Below are 24058 nucleotides of genomic sequence, written 5' to 3'. Positions count from 1 at the left end.
AAGCGAGCAACGCGATGAAACCGTCCGCATCTGAGGCACCGCACCGCATCAGCGATTTCGACATCGAGCTGCGGCTGCTGCTCGAGGCGATCTATCTGAAGTATCAGCACGACTTTCGCCACTACGCGATGTCGTCGCTGCGCCGCCGCCTCGCGCAGGCGCTCGATGAATTCAACGTGGAGACGCTGTCGCAATTGCAGGACCGCATCATGCGCGACGGCTACGAGTTTTCGCGGCTGTTCCGCTACCTGACCGTGCAGGTCAGCGACATGTTTCGCGATCCGTCGTATTTTCTCGCGCTGCGCGAGCACGTGCTGCCGCGTTTGCGCACCTACCCGTCGATCAAGGTGTGGGTCGCCGGATGCAGCACCGGCGAGGAGCTGTGGTCGCTGAAGATCCTGTTCGACGAGGAGGGTCTCACCGAGCGCACGCTGTTCTACGCGACCGACATCAACCCCGACGCGCTCGCGCGCGCGGAGGCGGGCATCTACGCGCTCGAACGCATCCAGGGCTTCACGCAGAACTATCTGGCGGCGGGCGGCACGCGTTCGCTGTCGGACTACTATCATGCAGCGTATGGCGGCGCGCGCTTTGCCGGCTCGCTCAAAGAGCGCGTGGTGTTCGCCGATCACAGCCTGTCCACCGACGAAGTGTTCCTCGAAGCGCATCTGGTGTCGTGCCGCAACGTGCTGATCTATTTCGATCGCGGCTTGCAGGATCGCGCGTTGGGGCTGTTCGAGAACGCACTGGTGCGGCGCGGCTTTCTCGGCCTGGGCAGCAAGGAAACCCTGCGGTTTTCACATCACTACCCGGCGTTCGACGAGTTTCGCGCGGCCGAACGCATTTATCAGAAGCGTTAGCGAGGTCGCGATGCCACGCTCGACCAGTGAACCCCCGCCCACCCAGGCCGCCGACGCCGGCACCGCCGCGCGGACACACGCGCGGCGCGGCTATCAACTGGTCGTGATCGGCGGGTCGGCGGGCGGCATCGAGGTGCTCAAGGTGCTGCTCGCCGCGCTGCCCGCGCGCTTCGCGGCGGCCGTGATGATCGTCGCGCATCTGCCGCCCGATTCGCCGAGCTATCTGGTGCCGGCGATCGCGCATCGCTGCGCGCTGCCGGTGCTCGAACCCGATGCGGGGGAGCTGATCCTGCCGGGCCGGGTGTACGTCGCGCCGCCCGGTTATCACATGCTCGTCGAAGTGGACCGCACGGTCGCGCTGTCGACCGCCGCGGCGGTGCGCTTCTCGCGGCCGTCGATCGACGTGCTGTTCGAATCGGCCGCCGCGGTGTACGGCGAGCGGCTGCTTGCGATCCTGCTGTCCGGCGCCAACGACGACGGCGCGCAGGGGCTCGAATGCGTGCGCGCGCTCGGCGGCGCCGCGTGGGTGCAGGACCCCGGCAGCGCCGGTGCACCGGAGATGCCGCGCGCCGCGATCGAGCGCGGCGCGGCCGACGCCATCTACAATCCCGAAACCCTGGCGAAGCGCCTTGCCGCGCTGCCGACTTCCCTCTGAACCGGTGCCATGACGAACTCACCTGTGAACATCCTGATCGTCGACGACATCGTCCACAACATCACCGCGCTGGAAGCCTTGCTCGCGCGGCCCGACGTCGCGGTGCTGGTCGCCGACTGCGGCACCGCCGCGCTCGATCTGCTGCTCAAGCACGAAGTCGCGCTGGCGATTCTCGACGTCAATATGCCCGGCATGAACGGCTTCGAGCTGGCCGCGCTGATGCGCGGCAGCCCGCGCACGTCGCACGTGCCGATCATCTTCCTGAGCGCGACCGCGCAGGACGCGTCGCGCACGTTCCGTGGCTACGAGGCGGGCGCGGTCGATTTCCTGTACAAGCCGTTCGATCCGCGCATCCTGCAGTCGAAGGTCGACGTGTTCGTGCAGCTGGAGCAGCAGAAGCGCGAGCTCGCCGCGCAACTGGTGACGACGCGCCAGATGCTCGAAGCGAACGAGATGCTGATGGCGGTGCTCAGCCACGATTTGCGCACGCCGCTCGGCGCGGTGCTGGCGTCGGCGGAATACCTGATGCGCACGGCCGCCGACGAGCAGGCCGCAACCGTCGCCGCGCGCGTGAAGAACAGCTCCCTGCGCATGGCGCGGATGGTCGATCAGCTGCTGAACCTCGCGCGCCTGCAAGGCGGACGTCTGCCGTTGCAGCCGCGCTCGATCGAACTCGCGACGCTGTGCCGCTCGGTCATCGACGAATTCGCATCGCAGAAGAGCGGCAAGCAGATCGTGTTCACCTGCACCGGCAATACGGCCGGCGCGTGGGATACCGATCTCGTGTGGCAGGCGGTGTCGAATCTCGTCAGCAACGCGCTCCATCATGGCGCGCCGGAGGGCGATATCGGCGTGGAGGTCGATGGCGACGCCGAGGATTGCGTGCGCCTGAAGGTGTCCAATCGCGGCACGATTCCGGCAGAGGTGTTTCCGCATCTGTTCAAGGCGTTCGTGTCGAACGGCAACGGCGCGCGCTCGCGCGAAGGGCTCGGGCTCGGTTTGCATATCGTGCAGGAGATCGCGCGCATGCATGGCGGCGGCGTCAGCGTCGTATCCACGGACGAGTCCGGCACGACCTTTACGATCGAATTGCCGAGGACGGTGGCGTTGCAGCGGGGGTCGTTTACCCGGCGATAAAGCATCGCCAGGCCGGCGATCACGCCGCTAGGCCAGCGCCGCGTGCCCGCTGTGCTACGCTTGCCGCAACCCAATTCACGCAGCGCAAGCACGAATCCCCATCATGCGTTCCTGGCGCCTCGCATCACCGCAGCGCAGCGGTCAGATCAGCACCGCGCGCGCCACCGACCTCGTCATGGCGATCTCCCATCCGGATGCCGACGCGCTCGCCGCGAGCATTCTGCTGACGGTTGGCGAATCGTTGTCGCTGCCCGTCTCGCAGTGCACGATCTTCGCGTATGAGTTCGACGCGCGACCCCGTACGGTGTCGGCGGCCGACCATCGCGGCGGGCATTTTCTGCGCGACATCGCCGAACGCTACGCCGCGCATTTCTATGCGCTCGACGGCAATCGCGCGATCATCGGTCAATCGAACCACAGCCGGCGCACCGCTTCGCGCGATGCGCTGGTGCTGCATCAGCAGCGCGGCGACGAAATCGAAAACGAAGCATACCGCGCGGCCTGCTACGCGCAGCCGAACGTATCGGACCGGCTGTCGTTGCTCGTGCAGCCGGCGGATAGCGTGTGGCTGTCGATCAACCTGTATCGCGACCGCGCGTACGGCGTGTTCGCGCCGGGCGAACTGGAGCGGATCGAAAGCGTCGCGCCGCTGTTCGCGCATGCGGCGAAGGGCCAATACGCGCTGAACGGGCAACATCAGCAGGGCACCGGTGCGGCGATGCTCGCGCGCGTGCGGCGCGCATGTCCGACGCTGACGCCGCGCGAGCTCGACGTGTTGCGTGGCACGCTCGATGGCGCGAGCGCGGCCGAGATCGCCGGGCAGATGGGCGTGAAGCCGGCGAGCGTCGTCACGTACCAGAAGCGCGCGTACGCGCGGCTCGGGATTTCAAATCAGCGGCAACTGTTCGCGTTGTGTATGCAGCCCTAGCTGCACATCTGTCGAAACTCGCGCCGCAGCGCGCGTCGCATCGCGCTTCGAGTCCGCTTCAACTCCGCTTACCCCGCGCCTCGGCCTGCGTCTCCCGATCCCAGCGTTTCAACCACGGCATCACGAAATCCGCGAAGCCGTCGGCCGATGGCGACAGCGCACGCTCGGTCGACCGATACACGCACACCTCGCGAATCGTTTCAGGATCGACGATGCGCTTCATCACGAGCCCGAAGGTCCGCGCGAGCGGTGCGACATAGGCTGGCGCGAGCGTGACCGCCAGCCCTCGCGCGGCGAGGCCGAACGCGGTGGTCACGTTGTCGACGACATCGACGGGAATGATGCGCGCCTCGACCGGCAGATTGGCGAGCATCTGGTCGACCGCGCGCTCGCTGTGGTCGCGGCCGGTCGCGACGATCGGCACGTCGCGCAGATGCTGCCACTGCACGCGGCGGCGCGCGGCGAGCGGATGCGCGGCCGAGCACCACATGACCCACGGACTCGCGAACGCGGGCTCGGAGCGCACGCGCGGCCCGCTTTGCCGATCCGGGCCGATCGCGAGATCGATGTCGCCGCTCTCGACGCGCTCCACCAGTTGCTCGACCACGGTATCGCAGACGCGCACGACCACCTTCGGTTTGTCGCGCGCGTATTCGGCGATCGCCGCGGGCAGCGCCGTCGACGCGATGACGAGCGGCGCGCCGACCCGCACGATGCCGGCCGCGCGGTTGCGGATATCGTCGGCGGATTGGGCGGCTGCGCGCACGTGGCGCAGCACCGATTCGGCCGACGCCAGAAAGTCCTGCCCCGCGCTGGACAGCGCGACGCGCCGCGTGGTGCGATCGAACAGCCGGAAGCCGAGCTCCGTTTCGAGTTCGGCAAGCAGCTGGCTGACCGCCGACGAGGTCAGCCCGAGCCGCTGCGCCGCCGCGCCGATGCTGTGCAGATCGACGATGGCGAGGAACGCTTCGAATTGACGGATCGTGACGCGGGTAAGAGGCATACGATCGATTCTAAAGAAAAACTTACGAATCATGAAAAATCGATTGATTGTGCGCGGCGCGTCGACGACCGACACTCGTGCGGGTCGACTTGGCCCGGCAAACCCGCTTAGACTCAAGGTTTGCCCTGTCGTCCCGCGGCGCGCGGACGACCGCTACAACAGGCCTGCAGAGGCCGTCTTCAAGGACCCGTCATGTTCGACCATATTCCCGCCTATCCGGGCGACCCGATTCTGAGCCTGAACGAAGACTTTCAGCTGGACCCCCGGCCGAACAAGGTCAATCTCAGCATCGGCATCTATTTCGACGACGCCGGCAAGCTGCCGGTGATCGACGCGGTGCGCCGCGCCGAAACCGCGCTGCTCGACGCGATCGGCCCGCGCTCGTATCTGCCGATGGCGGGTCTGCCGCTCTATCGCGACACCGCGCAGGCGCTCGTGTTCGGCGCCAACAGCGCGGCGCGCGCCGAAGGCCGGATCGCGACGCTGCAAACGCTCGGCGGCTCGGGCGCGCTGAAGGTCGGCGCCGATTTCCTGAAGCGCTATTTCCCCGGCTCGCAAATGTGGATCAGCGATCCGAGCTGGGAAAACCATCGCGTGGTGTTCGAAGGCGCGGGCCTCACGGTCAACACCTATCCGTACTACGACCCGCAAACGGGCGGCCTGCGCTTTGCCGAAATGCTCGCCGCGATCGACGCGCTGCCGGAAAAGAGCATCGTGCTGCTGCACGCGTGCTGCCATAACCCGACGGGCGTCGATCTGAGCCCGCCGCAATGGGCGGAACTGGTGCCGGTTTTGCAGCGCCGCAAGCTGATCGCGTTCGTCGACATGGCCTACCAGGGTTTCGGCGCGGGCCTCGAAGAAGACGCCGCGCCGGTGCGCCTGCTCGCCGACGCGAACGTGCCGCTGATCGTCGCGAACTCGTTCTCGAAGAATTTCTCGCTTTACGGCGAGCGCGTCGGCGCGTTGAGCGTGGTCTGCAAGAGCGCCGACGAAGCGGCGCGCGTGGCGGGCCAGCTGATGTCGGCGGTGCGCGCGAACTACAGCAATCCGCCGACGCACGGCGCGCGCCTCGTCGCCAACGTGCTCGCCGATGCGACGCTGCGCGCGTCGTGGGAAGCCGAGCTCGGCGCGATGCGCGAGCGCATTCTGGCGATGCGCAAGGTGATCCACGCCGGGCTCGACGGACGCGTCGATGAAGTGATGCGCGCGCGCTATGTCGCGCAGCGCGGCATGTTCACGTATACGGGCCTGTCCGAAAGCCAGGTCGAGCGTCTGCGCAACGAATACGCGGTGTACGTGCTGCGCTCGGGCCGCATGTGCGTCGCCGGGCTGAACGCGCGCAACGCGGGCTATGTCGCGTCGTCGATCGCGGCGGTGGTGTCGGGCGCCTGAAGCGCTCCGGCGCTCGGGCCGCTGTTGCGGCACGCGTGAATATGATGGGCGGCGCGCACGGGCGCGCCGTCACAACGACAATTTTGGAGACACCGACGATGGCCACGACCCTCGAAGCGCAACCGGCGAGCGCGCCCAGGTCTGCCGCGATGCATCCGGACGAATGGCAGGCGCGCGTGCAACTCGCCGCCTGCTACCGGATTTTCGATCTGCTCGGTTGGACCGAGATGATCTACAACCACATCACGCTGCGCGTGCCCGAAAGCGTCAGCGGCCCGGAGCGCCAGTTCCTGATCAATCCGTTCGGGCTGCACTACAGCGAAGTGACCGCGAGCAATCTGGTGAAGATCGACGCGCAGGGGCGCGTGCTCGACGGCTCGCCGCATCCGGTGAATCCGGCTGGCTTCGTGGTGCATGCGGCGATTCACGAGGGCTTGCCCGACGCGCACTGTGTGATGCATACGCATACGACGGCAGGCGTCGCGGTCGCCTGTCTCGAAGAGGGCCTGCAGCAGACCAACTTCTATAGCGCGCAGTTGCACGACCGGATCGCGTATCACGACTTTGAAGGCGTCACGATTCATGCGGAAGAGGGGCCGCGGCTGCTCGCGCATATCGGCGACAGACAGGCGGTGATCCTGCGCAACCACGGTCTGCTATCGTGGGGCCGGACGTTGCCGCAGACCTTCGCGATTCTGTGGACGCTGAATCGCGCGTGCGAAGTCCAGGTGGCGACGTTCTCGATGGGCCGCGCTCGGCCGGTGCCGGAGGAGGTCGCGATTCGCTGCTCGCGCGACGCGCTGCAGTTCGATCCGCGCCACGGCGCCGGACAGGACGTGTTCGATGCGCTGGTGCGGCGGGTCGACCGGATCGATGCGAGTTTCCGGCAATGATTGAAGCCACGCGTAAACGAGCACGACAATCAACGCTGCAATAATCACAGCAACAGGCAAGGATTCAGGCGATGAAAGTAGCGATCTACGGCGCCGGCTCGATCGGCGGCTGGATGGGAGTGAAGCTCGCGCAGGCGGGCCATCGGGTCAGCGTGGTCGCGCGCGGCGCGACGCTCGACGCGGTGCGCCAGCATGGTCTGCGGCTGATCGAAGGCGGCGTGATCTACGCCGAGCAGGTGAAGGCGAGCGACAAGCCGGCCGATCTCGGCGTGCAGGAACTCGTCGTGATCGCGGTGAAGGGCCCGGCGATGGCGACCGTGGCCGCGCATATCAAACCGCTGCTCGGCCCCGAGACGATCGTGCTGACGGCGATGAACGGCGTGCCGTGGTGGTTCTGCGAGGGCCTGGGCGGCGAACTCGCCGGCCAGCGCCTGAAGACGATCGATCCCGACGGCGCGATCACCGCCGCGATCCCGGCCGCGCAGACGGTCGGCTGCGTCGTGCATGCCAGTTGCCTGATCGACGCGCCCGGCGTGATCCGGCATCACCAGGGCAACGGGCTGATCGTCGGCGAGGCGTCGGGCAAGCCGAGCGAGCGTGTCGAGCTGCTCGCCGCGCTGTTGCAGGCGGCGGGCTTCCATGCAACGGCTTCGGCGCAGATCCAGCGCGACGTGTGGTTCAAGCTGTGGGGCAACATGACGATGAACCCGGTTAGCGCGATCACCGGCGCAACGACCGACCGGATCCTCGGCGACGAACTCGTGCGCGGTTTCGTCACGCACATCATGCTGGAGGCGAAGGAAATCGGCGCGCGCTTCGGCATCCCGATCGACCAGGCGCCCGACGACCGTCACGCGGTCACGCTGAAACTCGGCGCGATGAAGACGTCGATGTTGCAGGACGTGCAGGCCGGCAAGGCGGTCGAACTCGATGCGCTGGTCGGCGCGGTGCGCGAACTCGGGCAACTGACGCGCGTGCCGACGCCCTATACGGATGCGTTGCTCGGACTCGCGCGGCTGCATGCGAGTACGTTGGGCTTGTATCCGAGGCAGTGAGGTCGGTCTGCCAGCGCCCGTTTTGTTGTGATGGCTGTAATTCCCTCGCACTGCTGCGGCATTGCCGTTACCGCCGCTAGCGAACCGCCTCCAGGGAGGCGGTTTCTTTTACCCGCGCCAGGCCGTGGCGGCAGCCGGCAGCTTCGCCGCTTCGATCAACGACAACGCGCGCCGCGAGTCGTCGAGTTCGGTCAGGCACAAGAGCGCGAGGCGCGCGAGATACAGCGACGCCTGCGCCTCGCCTTCGTGGGTCAGCGTGTTGCACAGCGTCGTATAGACGAGGTCGAGATCGGAATCGGTCATGATGTCGAAGGTCCTTGCGCGTTAGTTCTGCTGTGTCAGCGTGGCATCGAGCGCGCGCAGAACGGCCGCCGCGCTGCCGTTGCGCCAGCGCGCGAGCACGTGGCCGTCGGGGCGGATCAGATAGACGGTGCCGGGCCGTGCGCCGAGCATCTCGTGCAGGCGGCCGGTTGGGTCGATCGCTCGCGGGCTGTTTGCCGATTGCGCTTCGGCCGTGACGATGTCGATCACGTTGAACGGAATGTCCCGGCTGGCTAGCGTGCTTTGCAGTTGCCGCCACGCGTCACCATCGTTCGCGTGGTCTGCGTCGAAGCGCAGCGCCGTGAAGCACGGTCCGAGCAGATCGGTTAGATGAATGCCGAGCCGTGCGCCATCTTGCGATTGTTTGAGCAGCCTGCCCTCGGGCAGCACGGTACCCGGCGCGGGGCCGCGATCGAACGCATCGGCTCCGTCGCCTGCGAAGTTCAGCGGCGATTGCCGATACGCGATCGCATGCGTCTGGCGCGGATTGATCAGCGGCCGCACCGCCGCATGCCGCTCGGCGAGCCCGAGCACGGCCGTGCGCAGCAAGTCGAACGCGAAGGTCGGCGGCGCCATGAACTCGGTACTTTTCATGCCGTAGCTCAGGTTCTCGCGCGCCGCGTACACACGTTCGTCGCTATAGCTATCGAGCAGCGCTGGCGACGCGCTCCCATTGATCACGCAGCCGAGCTTCCAGCCGAGATTGTCGGCGTCGTCGATGCCGGAGTTCGCGCCGCGCACGCCGAAGATCGGCACCAGATGCGCGGCGTCGCCCGCGAATAGCACGCTGCCATGCCGATAGCGTTCGAGCGTCAGCGCATTGGCCTTGTAGATCGTGATCCAGATCGGCGACCAAGCGCCGGCTTCGCCCATCGAGTCGAGCAAGTTTTGCACGCGCGGTATCACGTTCTCGGGCAGCACGGCGGCGTCGGGGTCTTCGTCGTCGCGTAACTGATAGTCGATGCGCCACACGTTGTCAGGCTGCTTGTGCACGAGCACCGTCGAGCCCGGATTCGACGGCGGATCGAAGTACGCGAGCCGTTCGGTCGCGCGCGTGCTGTCGAGTTCGATATCGACGATCACGTAGCGGCCTTCGTAGGTCGTGCCTGTGAGCTTCAGCCCGAGCAGGTCGCGGATCGTGCTGCGTCCGCCGTCGCAGGCGACGACCCACGCAGCGTCCATCTGCCAGCTTTTGCCTTGCGGATCGGCAGGATCGGCGCTGCGCAAGGTCAAGGTCGCGCCGCCCTGCGGCCGTTGCTCGAGGCCCGTCACACGCGTTTGCCAGCGCACGTCGATCAGATCGGCGTGCCGTTCGATCTCGTCGAGCAGCAACTGCTCGATCTGATACTGCGCGATATTGATCATCGGCGGCAGCGACTGCTCGTCGTCCTGATGCATCGCGAAGCGGAACACCTCGGTGTCGCGATAGAAACTGCGCCCGCCGGTCCACGCCAGCCCCTTTTGCAGAAAACCGTCGACGACGCCGAGCCGCTTGAGGATTTCGAGGCTGCGTCGCGAGATGCAGATCGCGCGGCTGCCGGTGCACACGCTGTCGTCGGCCTCGATCAGCACCGAGCGCACGCCCTGGCGCGCGAGTGCAAGCGCGAGCGTCATGCCGACCGGACCGCCGCCGACGATCGCGACGGCGCGCGCTTGTGGATCGCGTCCGTCGATGAGCGGCGGCACCGCGGCCGGATAGCGGCGCGGGGCGAACGGATAGGGCTTGAACGGGCGGGTCATGCGTGTCTCCAGTTTTCCTGCGTTATCGGTGCAGTATGCGTCGGCGTTCGCGCGCGGCTGTCCTCATTTTGGGTACAGCGCCGCGCGCGAGCGTGAGGAGTGGTAGAGACCTGGACCTTCGCCGCTCGTTAGCCGTCCAGACAGGCGCGCAAGCTCCGCGCGAGGTGGCCCGCTTCACCTGCATTGGCGATGTTTGCGAAGCCCATCACAACGCCACGCGGCGTCCTACGCGTGCGAGCATTCGCGTACCAGACCGAGAGCGGCAGAACGGCGAGCCCCGCTTCGCGGGCGCGCGCCGCAACCGCGACGTCGTCGACCGGGCCATCAGGGCCCTCGACGAACTGTGCCGCGAACTGGATTCCCCCTGGCGGCAGTTCGACGATCAGCCGTTCGCCGAACGCCTGCTCCAACGCGCGCACGATCAGCACGCGCCGCTCGGCGTATAACGCACGCATGCGCTTCAGATGTCGCGCAAAATGCCCCCGCTCGATGAAGTCGGCCAAAGCGGCCTGCAACAGGGTTGGCGATCCGGCGTTCATGCTGCGCGCCACCCGCCCGACGCGCTCGACGGCCCGCTCCGGCACCACCGCATACGCGAGCCGCAAGCCGGGAAACATCACCTTGCTGAATGTGCCGCAGTAGATCACGTGATCGCGACGATCGAGGCTCTTCAATGCCGGCAATGGCCGGCCCAGATAGCGGAACTCGCTGTCGTAATCGTCTTCGACGATCCAGCTGGACGCTTGCTCTGCCCAGTCCAGCAACGCCATGCGTCGGGGGAGCGATAACGTGTGCCCGAGCGGGCTCTGGTGCGACGGCGTGACCAGCGCGAAGCGCGCCTGCGGATCCAGCCGTGTGCCGTGTTCGACGTCGATCCCATCTTTGTCCACCGGCACTGCGACGAGCTGCACGCCGGTTTCGGCGAGAAAACCGCGCGCGAGCAGATAGCCCGGATCTTCGTACCACACGCTGTCGTTCGGGCGGGCGAGGCTGCGCAACACGAGCTCGAGCGTCGCACGGTAGCCGCCCGTCACGAACACCTGGTCCGGCAGGCAGGTCACCCCGCGCGACAGCCCAAGATACGTGGCGATGTGTTCGCGAAGCGGCCGGTAGCCGACAGGATCCGGGTACGCGAGCATCGCGCGCTCGCCGCTGTGCGCGCGATGCGAAACGAGACGATTCCAAACCTTGAGCGGAAACGCGTCAAGCGCGGGCAGCCCGGGTTGCAACGGCCGGGGCTCGCCGCTCATGGCGGCGGCAATGGCAAGCTGGCGCGGCGCCGGTTGAGCGCCGTGCGATTCGCCTGGCGTCTGAGCTGCGGTAGCCGCTTTAACGCTCTGCGTGCCGTTCGAACTCTTTGTGCTTTGCGTACGCGAGCGCGTCACTGAAGCGGGCAGCGAGGGCGACACGAACGTGCCAGCCGCACCGCGCATCTGGAGGTAGCCTTCGTCGACGAGGACCGTATACGCCAGTTCAACCGTGCCGCGCGCCCGTGTTCAGTTGCGTAGCGAGGCTGCGCAGCGCGGGCACGCGATCGCCTGGACGCAGATGCCCTGCGGCGATCGCGGTTCTGAAGCGCGCGCAGATCTGCAGGTAGATCGGCAACTGGAGCTGCCGATCGATATCGACGGTGAATGCGGTAGGCGATACGGTCATCACGGTCTTGCCGGCAAGCAGACCGGAATCAGGATGTCCTGGTCCGATCGACAATTCTTGGCACTTTTCGATAGTTCATGATCTTCTCACAATAGCCTCACACGATGCGACGGCGGCGAGTTCTTTGCCGCGATGCAACGGCCGCCAGTCGCCTGCCCGTGTCAACTGACTCTGATCCGGAGAATGTGCCATGAAGATCGTCGTAATCGGTGGTTCCGGCCTGATCGGCTCGCGCCTCGTCACGCTGCTCGGCGAGGCGGGTCATGAGGCACTTGCTGCGTCGCCGCGTACCGGTGTGAACGCCGTGACGGGGGAAGGTCTGAGCAACGCGCTAGCGGGCGCGGACGTCGTAGTGGATGTGGCGAACGCCCCTTCCTGGGAGCCTCAGGCGGTGCTCGACTTTTTCCGCACCTCGACGCGCAACCTCGGCAAAGCCGAAGTGGCTGCAGGGGTACGCCATCACGTCGCGCTTTCCATCGTCGGCTGCGACCGCACGCCGGAAAATGCGTATTTCGTTGCCAAGGTCGCGCAGGAAGAGGCGATTGAAGCGGCGGGCGTGCCCTATACGATCGTGCGCGCGACCCAGTTCATGGAATTCATCGGCGCGATTGCTGATTCCGGCACAGAAGGCGGGACGGTGCGCGTTGGGGACGGACTGTTCCAGCCGATAGCCGCGGACGACGTCGCAGCGATCCTCGCGCAGGTCGCTCTCGCCACGCCACTGAACGGCACAGTCGATATCGCGGGCCCGGACCGTGAACCGTTTGCCGCCATCATCAGACGTTATCTGAAGTCTGTCGGCGACCCGCGCCCTGTTGTGACGGATCAGGGTGCGCGCTATTACGGCGGCCGCGTCGAGGAACAGTCGCTCGTACCGCTCGGCGACGCGCGGATCGGCCGCGTGAGCCTGGACGAGTGGCTGGCGCAAACTGAAAAGGGGTGATGTCAGGTCGATGCGAAAGCAGAATCAGCATGTCCGCGTTTTGCTTGATATTGCGCTCGGCCCTTCTGGCGGCCAGCGCAAGCCCGTTATTAGCGTGAAGAGGCCCTGGCGATCGAGTACGCGAGGAAAGGGATTCGCGTGAATGCGGTCGCACCGGGGATCATCAAGTCGCCGATGCACGCGCCGGAAACACATGAGGCGCTGGGCGCCTTTCATCCGCTGGGGCGCATGGGCGAGATGAGCGATATCGCCGACGCGATTCTCTTCCTTGATTCGGCACCGTTCATCACGGGAGCAATTCTGCACGTCGACGGCGGGCAGAGCGCCGGTCGCTAGCCTTCCCCGGGCACCGTGAGCGGGTGCCCTTTCGTATCCCGATAGCGAATACAGCATTCGCGAGGTCCCGGGATCGTGCCTTGCACCTTCGCACTTCAGGCGCGCAAAGGCCTTAATCCCGTGCGCACTTCATTCGCGAAGATCATCGGTTCTTCCCATGCCGCGAAGTGCCCGCCCGTTTCGGGCTTGTTGAAGTAAATCAGGTTGTGATAGGCCTTTTCGGTCCAGCTCTGCGGCGCCTGGTAATTTTCTCCCGGAAACGCGCTCACGGCGGCAGGCACATTGACGTCGGCCGCGAGGAAGAAGTTCGCGTGCGATTCCCAATAGAAGCGCGCCGCCGAAACCCCCGTATTGGTGAGCCAATAGAGTGTGATGTCGTCGAGTACGTCATCGCGGGTTAGCGCGCCTGCCGAATGACCGTTGACGGGATGTCCGAGCACGGCCGCGCTCAATGCCGCAGCAGGCTGCCCGTAGCCATCGCCGTGGTCGAGCAGCCACGACGCCAGCGCGACGGGCGAGTCGGCGAGGCCGTACAGCGTCTGCGGGCGTGTACCCATTTCGAACGCGTAGCCGCGCTTCTTCTTGAAGTTGGCGCTCAACTGTACATAGGCGTGCTGCTCCTCGTCCGATAAGCCGGCAGGCATCGCGTCGCCCGCGGCCAGCGACTTCAGAATTTCTGCGGGAACGGAAGCAGGGAAGTTCACGTGGATGCCCATCAGTTCGGGCGGCGCCTGTTTGGCCATGACGTTCGTCACGATGCCGCCGAGATCGCCGCCCTGTGATGCGAAGCGCTCATAGCCGAGCCGCTTCATCAACGTGACCCACGCGCGGGCGGTGCGCTCCGGACCCCAGCCCGTGGTGGCAGGTCGCGCCGAAAAGCCATATCCAGGCAATGATGGAATCACGAGATGAAAGGCATCCGAAGCCGGCGCGCCATACGCAGTAGGCTCGACGAGCGGGTCGATGATCTTGAACTGCTCGATCACCGAGCCGGGCCAGCCGTGCGTCACGATCAACGGCATCGCGTTGTCGTGCTTCGAGCGCACATGGAGGAAATGGATATCGAGTCCGTCGATCTCGGTGACGAACTGCGGATACGAGTTCAGCCGCGCCTCGCATTTGCGCCAGTCGTAGCCGGTCGCCCAGTATTGCGCGAGCCCCTGAATGGTGGCGAGCTGAATACCCTGCGATTCGTCCGCAACCGTCTCACGATCCGGCCAGCGCGTGGTCTTGATGCGATGCCGCATGTCGACGAGCTGCGAGTCGGGAACGTGAACGTGGAACGGGCGAATCGCGGACTTGTCGCCGTTCGCGGGTTCCGTGATTTTGCCGACTGCCGGGTTCGTATCTGCGAAGGCGAGTCGGCTCAGCGAGCCCGCGGCGAGCGCCGCGGCGGCCATACCGACGAAGTGTCGGCGCGATGAGGATTGGGGCGTGTCTTTTGACATGGAAAACATCTCCTGCGTTGATCAGCCTGTTGCGTTGCGGGCGAAGTCTGCGACGTGCAGCTTCACGAAGTGCGGCGCGGCGTTCCGCTCGCGATCGGCGTATTTGAGAGGATGAACGTATCCCGTTCGTGTCCAAAAGTTGGTTATTTGTAAGCGTGCGTATCCCGATCTTATTTGCAAATACGTTGGGATACAAAGGGAAGGTGCGGGGAGAGAGGCAGGGCGGAGACGAGGACGGTGGCGTGATGGGGCGAGGCCTCAGCCGGTTTTGCTGGCTGATTCGGCTTCCATATTCTTCGCCGCGCCCCGCGAAAACCGCATTTGATATTCGCTCGGGGACAATCCGGTCTTGCGCTTGAACAATTGCCGAAATGTGCTGATATCGCCATAACCGACACGTTGACTCACCGCCTCGAGCCCAATTGGCCGCGTTTCCAGCAAGCGTTTTGCGACCTCGATGCGCAGATTTTGCAGATACGTCAACGGTGCCAGCCCGACCGCTTCCTTAAAACGGCGATTGAGCGTGCGTTCGCTGACAGCAAGCGACGCTGCCAGATCGCTCAAACGGAATCCCTGCTGCAACGTAGCCTCCATCTGCTGCTGGGCGCGCGCGACGAGCGTGTCGGTATGCCCATGTTCGTCGAGAAGCGTTGCAAAGGAAGCCTGCGAAGTCCGGTTCATGTCGATCAGCAGCGCCTTCGCGGTCATCGCGGCGAGTTTTTCGCCGGCGAATGTTTCCACGAGCCGCACGGCGAGATTCAGATACGACGTCACGGACCCGCCAGAGATGATGCCGTCCTGCTCGATCAGCAGTTCCTGTGCGCGAACTTCGACACGCGGATAGCGGCGCCCGAAGTCCGACGCTCTCGCCCAGTGCGTCGTTGCGGCGCGGCCATCCAGCAGGCCGGCTTCGGCGAGCAGATAATTGGCCGTGCAATAAGCCGCCAGCACGGCGCCGGCCTTGCGTTGGCGCCGCAGCGCGGAAGACAGCTCGTTCAACTGCTCGCGGCGCCCTATGAACTCGTCGATGTTCGAGAAAAACGGTGCCGTCAGCAGAACGGCATCCGCCCGTTTGCGCGGGTCGATCTTTCCGTCGACGTGAACGGTCTGACCCGACGCAGCCGTGACGGGATGTCCGTCGAGTGATTCCACCCGCCATACGAACACGGGCGCGGATGTCGTGCCCGCTCCAGCCTTGCGCGTATGGAACTGATTGGCCGCGCTGAAGACGTCAACAGGGCCCGCGACGCCGGACGCGAGGATTCCGTCGTAGACCCAGATGCGGATGATGGCCATTTGCGTGTCTGAAATTCCCTGAATAATGGCGATGCTGCCACTTCTAGCCGCACCAGTAAACCCCGATCATGGCCACATCCAATCCGGAGCGCCCAGCATGAAATTCAACGACACAGCCCCCGTCATGGCATCCGCTGGCGCTCCGCCGCTCTGGCTAACGAGCCTCGCTGAAAACGCGACGCTCGAAGCCTCCGTGCTGAAGCGTCCGATCGAAGGACGAGCCGATATTCTCTCCGTGATCAAACACGCGGTCTCGCTGTACGAATTCCAGCATCACAGCTACAAGGGCACGATTGGCGACGGTTTATATATGGAATCCTATCGCTCGCAGATCCAGGGGGTGCCGATCGAGACGGTGGTCGTCGCGCATATGAACGGGCAAGGCGAGACGGAGTCCGTGGTCATCAATCATCGCCCACTCAATGCGATGCTGCTGTTTTCGAAACTGATGGGGGAGTGCGTCGAAGAGCGCTTGCGCGATTGCTATCTGACGGGACCGGAAGCAGCGGCGCTGAATATGTTCAGCCGCTGTTCGGAGCCGAATGATGAAACGGCTTCTTCCTGATTTGACAACAGCCTCCGTGCTGGTCGCTTCTGCTGGAGTTTCCATGGCGCATACCACTCAGATGCCAACCACGCCAACCACGAAGATATTGGCGATTGGCACCTTTCCGCCGGGCACGGACATGCAACTTGTCCAACACTTCCTTCCGAGCGAGGCTCGCGAGACGGCGCAGCTCTACCTCGAGGGCAAGATTGATCAGTGGTATTCACTGCAAGACCGGGCTGGGGTGGCGTTCATCCTGAACGTTACCGACGTAACTCAAGCGCATGAAATGCTTGAGGCCCTTCCTTTAGGGAAAGCGCACTTGATGACATTCTCACTGCTCCCAATTGGCCCACTGAAGCCGTTGAGTAAGCTTTTGAATTCGCCTTCCCCCCAGCAATGAAGTGCAATTTACCTGGCGCAATTTCGCACTAAAACGGGAACCACGATCATGTTCAAACCTGTAACGGAGACGACAGTCTTCTCCGCAGTAACTGCGGGCATTTCAGCATGCAGCATTGTGCCCACGTCATCCTCGTCGGCGCCGAAGGTTGAAGTCGGCGAGGTGCAGGTCAATCCTGACATCAAGCTGCGTCATATGGTCTATCGGCCCGCGCATCCAAAGGGTACGGTACTGTTCCTGCATGGTTTCCCGGAGACGATGTATGCGTGGAAGCCGATTGCCGAGTCCCTGTCCAGCGACTACGAGGTGCATGCGTTTGACTGGCCGGGCTACGGGCAGTCCTCGCGTCCAGGCGCCGATCGCTTTTCCTACGCGCCGAAGGATTATGCGCATGTGCTGGAAGACTATATCCGCACTTCTGGCATCGACAGTGCGAAGCTGTTGATTTATGCGACCGATATCGGGGCCTTGCCTGCGCTGCTGGCAGCATTGGAGCAGCCGAATATTGCCAGGCAAATCATTGTTGGCGATTTTGCCCCGTTCAACCGCCCGCAGTACATGTACGAAAGCCTGCAGGGCCTGAAGTCAAAGCCATCGTCTGACGCCGTGCGTGCCGCGATGAACCAGAACCGTGACGAAATCCTGGCAAACACGTTCTTCCGCGGCATGTCGGCGAAGGAGCGCTACGCATTGTCCGAGGAGTTCAAGGACGATATGGCGAAAGGGTGGGGCGGTGATGTCACGTCGGCAGACGCCTTCTTCCACTACTACTCGTACTTCACCCGCGACCAGGACTACTTCGAAGCCAACATGGCAAAGCTGAAGGTCCCCGTGAAGGTGGTGTGGGGCGAGCAGGATTTCTATATCAAGAAGGAAATGGGCGTTGAGTACGCGAACCGTAACGGTGTGAAGCTTTCGATTTTTCCTGAACTCGGCCATTTTCCGCATCTGCAAGCGCCTGAACAGACGGTGAGCGAAGTTCGGGCCGCGTTTAGCGCGGGCAATCCTGTGAGTGACTAGAGCGAGTGCGCCGTCGATGCAGAGGTGGTTTCCGATGGTTCGACTAGGTTGCCGTCGACGATGATGTCATTCAGGTATCGTCGAAAACATGGATATCGGTGGCTTTGATCTCAATCTACTGAAGGCGTTCGACGCGCTTTATGCTGAGCGTCATGTAACGCGCGCGGGACTGCGCATTGGTCTCGGTCAATCGGCGATGAGCGGAGCGCTCACCCGCTTGCGGGAACTGTTCGACGATGAACTGTTCGTTCGCGCGCCGTCGGGCATGCAGCCGACTCCGCGTGCGTGCGATCTTGCCGTTCCGATATCCGATGCGTTACGACCGATACGCCAGCGTTGAGGACTTCGCGGCTGCGTCGCATCTGCTGGTATCTCCCGAAGGCGACCGAGCGAGTCTGGTTGATCGCGAACTCGCGAACCTGGGGGTCGAAAGGCGCGTGGCCCTGAGCCTGCCGCAATTCCTGGTTGCCCCCTTCGTCATCGCCGAGACCGATCTTGTCGCGACGGTGGCCTCGCGTGTGGCCCGACGCTTCGCGGCGAGCGGGCTCGGCATCGCCGTACGTCAGCCGCCGATCGGACTGCCCCGCTGGACGCTCGCGATGCTGTGGCATCGACGTTTATGCCGCTCGCTTCGCGAATACATCCTTGAACACGGGCATCGCCGAAAAGACGTTCGGCCAGCCTGCGTAAAAGGCGAGCTGCGTCAGCATTTCGGACGCCTCGTCCTTCGTCAGACCGTTGTCCATGGCACGGCCGAGGTGATACGGAATCTGCGCGACCTGACCGCTGGCAACCAGGGCGCTCACCGTGACCAGGCTCCGGTCGCGTGGAGCGAGTCCTGGACGCAGCCAAAGGTCGTGGAAAAGCACATCGGTCGTGTACTGAACAACGCCGGGAGCGACCGAGCCGAAGCTTTGCTCGACCGCCTGCGCACGCTGTTGCTCTGCGACTTCGTTCAGTGGCAGCGGCTCGACCTCGGCCCGAGGGACCTGATCGATACCGATGCCACGTTCATCGAAGATACGCTTCGCGACGACAGCCGCTGCGGTCGCGTTTCCCCAGCCGGAATAGAAGGCGAGGTGCGTGATCATTTCCGAAATCTCGGCAGGCTTCACACCGCTATCCAGCGCCAACCGGAGATAGAACGGCATCTCGATGGTCTGGTTGCGGGCGATGAGCACCGACAGCGTCACGATGCTCCGGTCTCGCGGTGACAGTTGCGGCCTCTTCCAGAGGCCGCCGAGCACGGTCTGGCTCGTATAACGCGCGAATGCCGGAGAAACGGGAGTGAGATCAACTTGTGACAATGGATCTTGCATGTTTCCAGTCCTTTCGATTGAGGTACAGGCAGCGAAGAACCGCATTACACCTGCTCGCCGCTGCCGAGGTACTGCTCGTCCGTGACCTTCTCCAGCCATTCGACGTTCTTGCCGTCGAGCGCTTCCTGAATGGCGATATGTGTCATCGCGGTCGTCGAAGTTGCGCCATGCCAATGCGTGTGGCCAGGCGGGCACCAGATCACGTCACCAGCCCGGATTTCGACGCGCGGCTCGCCTTCGCACTGGGTCCAGCCACAGCCGGCCGTAACGATCAAAGTCTGGCCGAGCGGGTGGGTATGCCAGTTAGTCCGTGCTCCCGAATCAAAAGTGACGCTCGCGCACGAAACGCGTGCCGGCGGAGGCGGAGCGTTCAGCGGGTCGAGCCGCACCGTGCCCGTAAACCATTCTTCAGGGCCTTTCTTCGAGGGCTGGGTGCCCGCACGTTTCAATTCCATGACTGTTCCTCGTCGGTACCGTCTGGGCGATATGCCACTGCAGCTAATCTAACTCCTGGTAATTGATGCGACTAGATGGCAATATCGGGATGCCCTTATGCTCTGGAGCATTAATTGAAAGAGGATTTCAACGATCTGGTCGGCTTCATGAACGTCGCGCGTGAGCGCAACTTCACGCGGGCGGCCGCGCAACTGGGAGTCTCGCAGTCGGCCTTGAGCCGGACGGTTGCCGGCCTTGAAAAGCGGATGGGCCTTCAGTTACTGATGCGCACTACCCGGAGTGTCTCGTTGACGGAGGCAGGTGAACGGCTACTGGCGGCGATTGCACCGCGCTTTCAGGAAATCGAAGCGGAGGTCGATTCTTTGCGCGCGATGACGAGCCGCCCAGGCGGAACTGTCCGGATCACGACCACCGACTACGCGGCAAACTCGTACGTTTGGCCGCGTCTGCAACCGTTGCTGCGCCAGTATCCGGATCTGAAGATTGAATTGGTCAATGACTACGGGTTAGCCGACATCGTCGCGGATCGGTACGACATCGGCGTGCGGCTAGGCGACCAGGTGGCCAAAGACATGATCGCGGTGCGAATCGCGCCTGATATGACGATGGCAATCGCGGGCTCTCCAGGCTACCTGCAATCGAGCGCACCGGCGAAGACGCCGCAGGATCTAACGCTGCACAACTGCATCAATCTTCGATTGCCGACGCGAGATTCACTGCTCCCGTGGGAGCTACGGAAGGGGCGGCGAGAACTGCAGGTGCGGGTCGAAGGGCAGCTCACCTTCAATAGTGTCTACCAGATGATGGACGCAGCGCTTGGCGGGTTTGGGCTCGCGTACGTGCCCAAAGACCTGGCTGAGGTGCATGTCCGGGCCGGGCGCTTGAATTGGGTGCTGGAAGACTGGTTTCCCACGTTCGTCGGACATCACGTCTATTACCCTGGTCGCCGCAAATCATCCCGGGCAGTCGAGCTTGTAGTGGACGCATTGAAGAGCGGTTATCAGCGTCGAGCGCAGTGACCGCCAAATGGCGATCACGACGCAGATTTTCACCACTGCGGTCACGGCGTCAGCCCACCCAGCCTCAGCCGGCGCTGGCCGTCTGCGACGGCTGCCGCATGGGCTGCCCAGCCGTCGCCGCGTGACATGCCTCGATCATCGCGCGGAACGTCGGCGACGCATGCAGCTCGCCGCCCGCATCGAGTTCGACGCTGCCGTCCGGCGCGTCGCCGACGCCGACGCCGACCACCAGCGTCGCGCGTGGCCGCCAATCGCGCGTGCGCCGCAGCATGTTGCGCAGGTACAGCGGCGACTCGGGCGCGTCGAGCGACACGATGCAGATGATCGACGTGTCCTTGAAGCTCGGCTCGTCGGCGCGTGCGCTGCGATAGCCCGAGTGCGTCGCCATCAGCGGCGCGAAGCCCTGGCGGTTCAGCAGTTGCACGGCGATCGCGGTCGTCACTTCGTCGAACGCGCCGCGGCCGGGCACGCACAACACCGCGGCCTTGCCCGCTCCGTCCGGCTGTTGCGAGCGCATGAGCAGATCGCTGCGGTATCGCTCCGTGGCACCCGCGCCCGGCGACGCCAGATCCGGCGTCCCGGCAAGCAGCGCGCTACCCGCGTCCGCCGGTTCGGCGGGCGACAGCGAATCGCGCAGCCCTTCGGCGATATCGAGGTTCTCGACGATATCGACGAGCGCGTCGTTGATCCGCTGCAACTGGTCGGGCATCAGCACGCCGCGCTGCGCGTCGTTGCGCGCGAGCCGCAGGCCTTCGAGCGCGACCTTGTCGTAGTAGTCGATCAGCGACATCTCGCGCAGCAGCCGTTCGGCCTGCACGATCGCCTCGTGCGGATCGTCGGCGAGCAGGCGCTGATAGAAGTTCTGCGCGGGCGTCAGCGCGGGCTGATCGCCGAGCAGCACGGTCAGGAAGTTCAGCCGGTCCGCGTAGCGCCCGAGCGTGACGACGCACAGCGTGAGCGGCGTCGACAGCACGAGGCCGATCGGCCCCCACAGCCAGCTCCAGAAAATCGCCGCGACCACCACCGCGAGGGGCGACAGGCCCGAGCGATGACCGTACAGCAGCGGCTCGGCGATCTGCCCGGCGACCACGTCGACGACGATGAACAGGATCAGCGTGAGGACCGCCATCGTCCATTGCGGCTGGATCGCGGCCGCGAGAAAGAATGCGAGGATCGCCGCGATCCAGATGCCGATGTACGGCACGAAGCGCAGCAGCGCGGCGATCACGCCGAACAGCAGCGCCCCCGGCACGCCGATGATCGCGAGCCCGATCGCGATGATGCCGCCCGCGCTCAGATTCACGCCGAGCTGCGCGACGAAATAGCGTGACAGGCGCCCGGCGGCGTCGTTGATCGCGGTAGTCGTGCGGTGCAGGTCGCGCGAACCGAACAGGCTGATCAGACGGTCGCGCAAATCCTCGCGCTGCAACAGGATGAAGATGGTCACGACGAGCACGATGAAGGTCGTCTCGATCGGCGCGATGGCCGGCGTCAGCGCGCGCTGCGCGAGTTGCACAGGCGTCGGCGCGGGCTCGTGCACCTCGACCTGTTGCGGCACCTGCGGCGCGTTGCGCGCGGCGCGGCCGGTCGGGCGCGGCGGCGCGGGGCGCGATGGCGCCACGCGCTGCAGCGCGCTGGCAGCGCTGCTCATCAGGGCGTCGGCGCGGCCCACGGTCTTTTCCTGCACGGTTTCGATCTTCTGCTCGATCGCTTCCTGGTACTGCGGCAGCGCGTTCGCGAGCTGCACGAGCTGCGCGCCGATCAGCGCGCCGACCGCGAGCAGCGAGGCGAGAGCGAACAGCACCGCGATGAAGATCGACGGCAACTGGCCCATGTGCAGACGCCGCAGCATCTGCACGAGCGGCGCGAGCAGGAAGCTCAGCAGCACCGATAACGTGATCGGAATCAGTATCTCCCGCCCGAAGTACAGCCCGCACACGACCACCACGCCGGTGATCAGCGACACGAGGCCATGCAGGCCCGGCGTGCCCGGCGGGTAAACGCGGTTGGGCCGCCCTTGCGGCGGCGGTAGCGATATTTTCATGTAAGCAGAATTCCGGTTGGGACGCGTTGACGACCGAGCGGAGCACTGGTCGTCAGCAAGACAGATGCCCGAATTGTAGGTGGTTTGGCGGGAGGGGGCTCCCGCGTGGCTGCGCGTTGAGTCGCTCAACGCGCTCGAGTCGTCAGCCGACATGCACCCGCAGCATCTCCAGCAACAGCGAACTCACATACAGCAACAAGCCGATAAATCCGCCGACGATCGTCCCATTGATGCGGATGTACTGCAGATCCTTGCCGATATTCATCTCGACCTGGTGCGACATCTCGTGCGCGGGCCAGTTCTTCACCGTATCGCTGATATGGCGTGTGAGGAACCGCGCGAAGTCCGGCGCCATCGCGCGCGCCGCTTCCTCGAGGTGATCGTTCAGCGATTGCCGCAGCGCTGGATCGCGCGCGAGTTCGCGGCCGACCCACGCGCCCATCGCGGCGACACGCGCATGCAGTGCCGAATCGGCGCTTTGCAGATCGCGCTTGAGCCACGCGCGCAGCTCGCCCCACATGTCCTTCACGTAGCTGCCGAAAGCCTCGCCTTCGACCAGATAGCGCTTCAGTGCTTCGCCTTGCTGCAGGAACACGGGATCGGTCTTCAGCCGCACGATCAGCTTCTGCACCGCGTGGTCGAACTTGTCGCGCAGCTCGTGCGTGGGGTTCTCCGCGATCTGTTCGAGCATACGGTTCGCGGCGCTCGCGATCGCCTCCGCCCCCTTGTCGCCGAGCCATACCGACGGCAGAAACTTCTCCATCGTCGGATACTCGCTTTTCACCCAATCGACGATGCGCGCGGCAATGAATTCGCGCGCCGGCGCCTCGCGCAGCACCGCGATCACCTGATCGATCGCGGTGTCGAGCAGTTCCTGATGGCGGCCGTCGCGCGTCAGCGTGTCGAGAATCGCGCCGAGCGATTGCGACAGATCGACCTTCGCGAGCACGTCGCGCAACCCGTCCCTGATGAAGTTCTGAATGCGCGCGTCGTCGGCCACGTCGAGGATGCCGCCGGTGAGTCGCACCACGTAGTCGCCGAGGCGCGCGGAGTTGGCCGATTCGCTGAGCCACGCGGTGATGGTCTGCGCCGGATCATGCCGGCGGATCAGACCGACCAGCGACGGCACGTCGAGAAACTTGTCCTGCACGAAGTGCGCGAGGTTGTCGGCGATCTTGTGCTTGTTGCGCGGGATGATTGCGGTGTGCGCGGACACGAGCGGAATCGGCACGCGGCGAAACAGCGCCGCGACCGCGAACCAGTCGGCGAGCGCGCCGACCATCGCGGCCTCGGCGACGGCCTTGATGCCGTCGACCCACAGGCCGCGCGGCAGGAATGCGGCGACGACGAAAACGCAGGCGGCCGCGAGCAGCAGCAGTAAAGGCGTGCGCTTGGCCTTCTTCAGTTCGGTGGTCTTGTCCATCGGGCGCGGTTGATCGTGTCGGGCGGGGGCTGGAAAGTCGGCGGGCTCGGCCGGTTCGGTTGCAATGATGCGGTACGGCCCGCGCGCGCGTCCAGCCTGGATACGCGCGCGCAATACGCGCCGGCGCTTCGGCAAGGTAACATCCGCGATTGGGCTCCTCGGCG

General features: G+C 64.6%; 23 protein-coding genes and 2 pseudogenes. 14 read left to right on the top strand and 11 right to left on the bottom strand.

The window, feature by feature from the left end; genetic code table 11:
• The first annotated feature begins 14 nt into the window (after nucleotides 1–14).
• The 4 genes from OKW30_RS32345 to OKW30_RS32330 all read left to right on the top strand — a co-directional run bounded on the left by OKW30_RS32345 (nucleotide 15) and on the right by OKW30_RS32330 (nucleotide 3580).
• On the top strand, nucleotides 15–860 hold the full coding sequence (locus OKW30_RS32345) for a CheR family methyltransferase (protein ID WP_184062399.1): 846 nt from the start codon (nucleotides 15–17) through the stop codon (nucleotides 858–860).
• A gap of 10 nt (nucleotides 861–870) precedes the next feature.
• A complete protein-coding gene (locus OKW30_RS32340) occupies nucleotides 871–1515 on the top strand; it encodes a chemotaxis protein CheB (RefSeq protein WP_187628136.1) in 645 nt (214 codons plus the stop codon).
• 9 nt (nucleotides 1516–1524) lie between these two features.
• Nucleotides 1525–2652 carry a hybrid sensor histidine kinase/response regulator gene (locus tag OKW30_RS32335; protein ID WP_429348633.1) on the top strand — a complete coding sequence of 376 codons (1128 nt, stop codon included), beginning with the start codon at nucleotides 1525–1527 and terminating at the stop codon, nucleotides 2650–2652.
• A gap of 103 nt (nucleotides 2653–2755) precedes the next feature.
• The gene (locus OKW30_RS32330; protein WP_429348632.1) at nucleotides 2756–3580 is read left to right on the top strand and encodes a helix-turn-helix transcriptional regulator; all 825 of its coding nucleotides are present in this window, start codon (nucleotides 2756–2758) and stop codon (nucleotides 3578–3580) included.
• A 58-nt stretch (nucleotides 3581–3638) separates the two neighbouring features.
• Here OKW30_RS32330 and OKW30_RS32325 read toward each other — a convergent pair whose 3' ends face one another.
• Entirely contained in the window at nucleotides 3639–4583 is a 945-nt protein-coding gene (locus OKW30_RS32325) for a LysR family transcriptional regulator (RefSeq protein ID WP_429348631.1), read from the bottom strand.
• A 192-nt stretch (nucleotides 4584–4775) separates the two neighbouring features.
• Between OKW30_RS32325 and OKW30_RS32320 the strand changes: the two genes are divergently transcribed.
• The 3 genes from OKW30_RS32320 to OKW30_RS32310 all read left to right on the top strand — a co-directional run bounded on the left by OKW30_RS32320 (nucleotide 4776) and on the right by OKW30_RS32310 (nucleotide 7923).
• Nucleotides 4776–5975: an aromatic amino acid transaminase gene (locus OKW30_RS32320; RefSeq protein ID WP_429348630.1), complete on the top strand. Its 1200-nt coding sequence runs from the start codon at nucleotides 4776–4778 to the stop codon at nucleotides 5973–5975.
• 98 nt (nucleotides 5976–6073) lie between these two features.
• Nucleotides 6074–6868: a class II aldolase/adducin family protein gene (locus OKW30_RS32315; protein WP_429348629.1), complete on the top strand. Its 795-nt coding sequence runs from the start codon at nucleotides 6074–6076 to the stop codon at nucleotides 6866–6868.
• Nucleotides 6869–6939: 71 nt separating this feature from the next.
• The gene (locus OKW30_RS32310) at nucleotides 6940–7923 is read left to right on the top strand and encodes a 2-dehydropantoate 2-reductase (RefSeq protein WP_429290458.1); all 984 of its coding nucleotides are present in this window, start codon (nucleotides 6940–6942) and stop codon (nucleotides 7921–7923) included.
• Between the two features lie 108 nt (nucleotides 7924–8031).
• Here OKW30_RS32310 and OKW30_RS32305 read toward each other — a convergent pair whose 3' ends face one another.
• The 4 genes and pseudogenes from OKW30_RS32305 to OKW30_RS32290 form a co-directional block, all read right to left on the bottom strand.
• On the bottom strand, nucleotides 8032–8226 hold the full coding sequence (locus tag OKW30_RS32305) for a hypothetical protein (RefSeq protein ID WP_090809820.1): 195 nt from the start codon (nucleotides 8224–8226) through the stop codon (nucleotides 8032–8034).
• Between the two features lie 21 nt (nucleotides 8227–8247).
• Nucleotides 8248–9984, bottom strand: a complete 1737-nt coding sequence (locus OKW30_RS32300; RefSeq protein ID WP_429348628.1) for an FAD-dependent oxidoreductase — start codon at nucleotides 9982–9984, stop codon at nucleotides 8248–8250.
• Nucleotides 9985–10112: 128 nt separating this feature from the next.
• The gene (locus tag OKW30_RS32295) at nucleotides 10113–11369 is read right to left on the bottom strand and encodes a PLP-dependent aminotransferase family protein (protein WP_429349206.1); all 1257 of its coding nucleotides are present in this window, start codon (nucleotides 11367–11369) and stop codon (nucleotides 10113–10115) included.
• A pseudogene (locus tag OKW30_RS32290) lies at nucleotides 11358–11640 on the bottom strand (GntR family transcriptional regulator); the annotation flags it as partial. The gene OKW30_RS32295 and the pseudogene OKW30_RS32290, both read right to left, overlap by 12 nt.
• Nucleotides 11641–11830: 190 nt before the next feature.
• Here OKW30_RS32290 and OKW30_RS32285 point away from each other — a divergent pair.
• On the top strand, nucleotides 11831–12583 hold the full coding sequence (locus tag OKW30_RS32285) for an SDR family oxidoreductase (protein ID WP_184062382.1): 753 nt from the start codon (nucleotides 11831–11833) through the stop codon (nucleotides 12581–12583).
• Between the two features lie 99 nt (nucleotides 12584–12682).
• Nucleotides 12683–12919, top strand: a pseudogene (locus OKW30_RS32280) (SDR family NAD(P)-dependent oxidoreductase); the annotation flags it as partial.
• 95 nt (nucleotides 12920–13014) lie between these two features.
• Here OKW30_RS32280 and OKW30_RS32275 read toward each other — a convergent pair.
• Together OKW30_RS32275 and OKW30_RS32270 are read right to left on the bottom strand one after the other, a co-directional pair.
• Complete coding sequence (locus OKW30_RS32275; protein ID WP_429348627.1) at nucleotides 13015–14367, bottom strand: alpha/beta fold hydrolase; 1353 nt, start codon at nucleotides 14365–14367, stop codon at nucleotides 13015–13017.
• A 258-nt stretch (nucleotides 14368–14625) separates the two neighbouring features.
• Nucleotides 14626–15663, bottom strand: a complete 1038-nt coding sequence (locus OKW30_RS32270; RefSeq protein WP_429348626.1) for a GlxA family transcriptional regulator — start codon at nucleotides 15661–15663, stop codon at nucleotides 14626–14628.
• 97 nt (nucleotides 15664–15760) lie between these two features.
• On the opposite strand from OKW30_RS32270, the gene OKW30_RS32265 reads away from it, so the two are divergent.
• The 4 genes from OKW30_RS32265 to OKW30_RS32250 all read left to right on the top strand — a co-directional run bounded on the left by OKW30_RS32265 (nucleotide 15761) and on the right by OKW30_RS32250 (nucleotide 17973).
• On the top strand, nucleotides 15761–16228 hold the full coding sequence (locus OKW30_RS32265; RefSeq protein WP_429348625.1) for a hypothetical protein: 468 nt from the start codon (nucleotides 15761–15763) through the stop codon (nucleotides 16226–16228).
• Entirely contained in the window at nucleotides 16209–16613 is a 405-nt protein-coding gene (locus OKW30_RS32260) for a hypothetical protein (RefSeq protein ID WP_429348624.1), read from the top strand. The genes OKW30_RS32265 and OKW30_RS32260 overlap by 20 nt, the downstream gene beginning before the upstream one ends.
• Before the next feature lie 48 nt (nucleotides 16614–16661).
• On the top strand, nucleotides 16662–17633 hold the full coding sequence (locus OKW30_RS32255) for an alpha/beta fold hydrolase (RefSeq protein WP_429348623.1): 972 nt from the start codon (nucleotides 16662–16664) through the stop codon (nucleotides 17631–17633).
• Between the two features lie 88 nt (nucleotides 17634–17721).
• On the top strand, nucleotides 17722–17973 hold the full coding sequence (locus OKW30_RS32250) for a LysR family transcriptional regulator (RefSeq protein ID WP_429348622.1): 252 nt from the start codon (nucleotides 17722–17724) through the stop codon (nucleotides 17971–17973).
• 277 nt (nucleotides 17974–18250) lie between these two features.
• Here OKW30_RS32250 and OKW30_RS32245 read toward each other — a convergent pair whose 3' ends face one another.
• Nucleotides 18251–18952, bottom strand: a complete 702-nt coding sequence (locus tag OKW30_RS32245; RefSeq protein ID WP_429349205.1) for a carboxymuconolactone decarboxylase family protein — start codon at nucleotides 18950–18952, stop codon at nucleotides 18251–18253.
• A 44-nt stretch (nucleotides 18953–18996) separates the two neighbouring features.
• Nucleotides 18997–19407, bottom strand: coding sequence for a (R)-mandelonitrile lyase (locus tag OKW30_RS32240; RefSeq protein ID WP_429348621.1), 411 nt, complete (start codon nucleotides 19405–19407; stop codon nucleotides 18997–18999).
• 114 nt (nucleotides 19408–19521) lie between these two features.
• Between OKW30_RS32240 and OKW30_RS32235 the strand changes: the two genes are divergently transcribed.
• Nucleotides 19522–20427, top strand: coding sequence for a LysR family transcriptional regulator (locus tag OKW30_RS32235; RefSeq protein ID WP_187628122.1), 906 nt, complete (start codon nucleotides 19522–19524; stop codon nucleotides 20425–20427).
• A 64-nt stretch (nucleotides 20428–20491) separates the two neighbouring features.
• Here the strand turns inward: OKW30_RS32235 and OKW30_RS32230 are convergent, their stop codons facing one another.
• Nucleotides 20492–22471: an AI-2E family transporter gene (locus tag OKW30_RS32230; protein ID WP_429348620.1), complete on the bottom strand. Its 1980-nt coding sequence runs from the start codon at nucleotides 22469–22471 to the stop codon at nucleotides 20492–20494.
• A gap of 142 nt (nucleotides 22472–22613) precedes the next feature.
• Complete coding sequence (locus tag OKW30_RS32225; protein ID WP_187619234.1) at nucleotides 22614–23894, bottom strand: DUF445 domain-containing protein; 1281 nt, start codon at nucleotides 23892–23894, stop codon at nucleotides 22614–22616.
• Nucleotides 23895–24058: the final 164 nt, after the last annotated feature.

The sequence above is a fragment of the Paraburkholderia sp. Clong3 genome, from assembly GCF_050436485.1.
GTDB lineage: Bacteria > Pseudomonadota > Gammaproteobacteria > Burkholderiales > Burkholderiaceae > Paraburkholderia > Paraburkholderia tuberum.
This window is presented reverse-complemented; position numbering and strand designations above follow the sequence as displayed.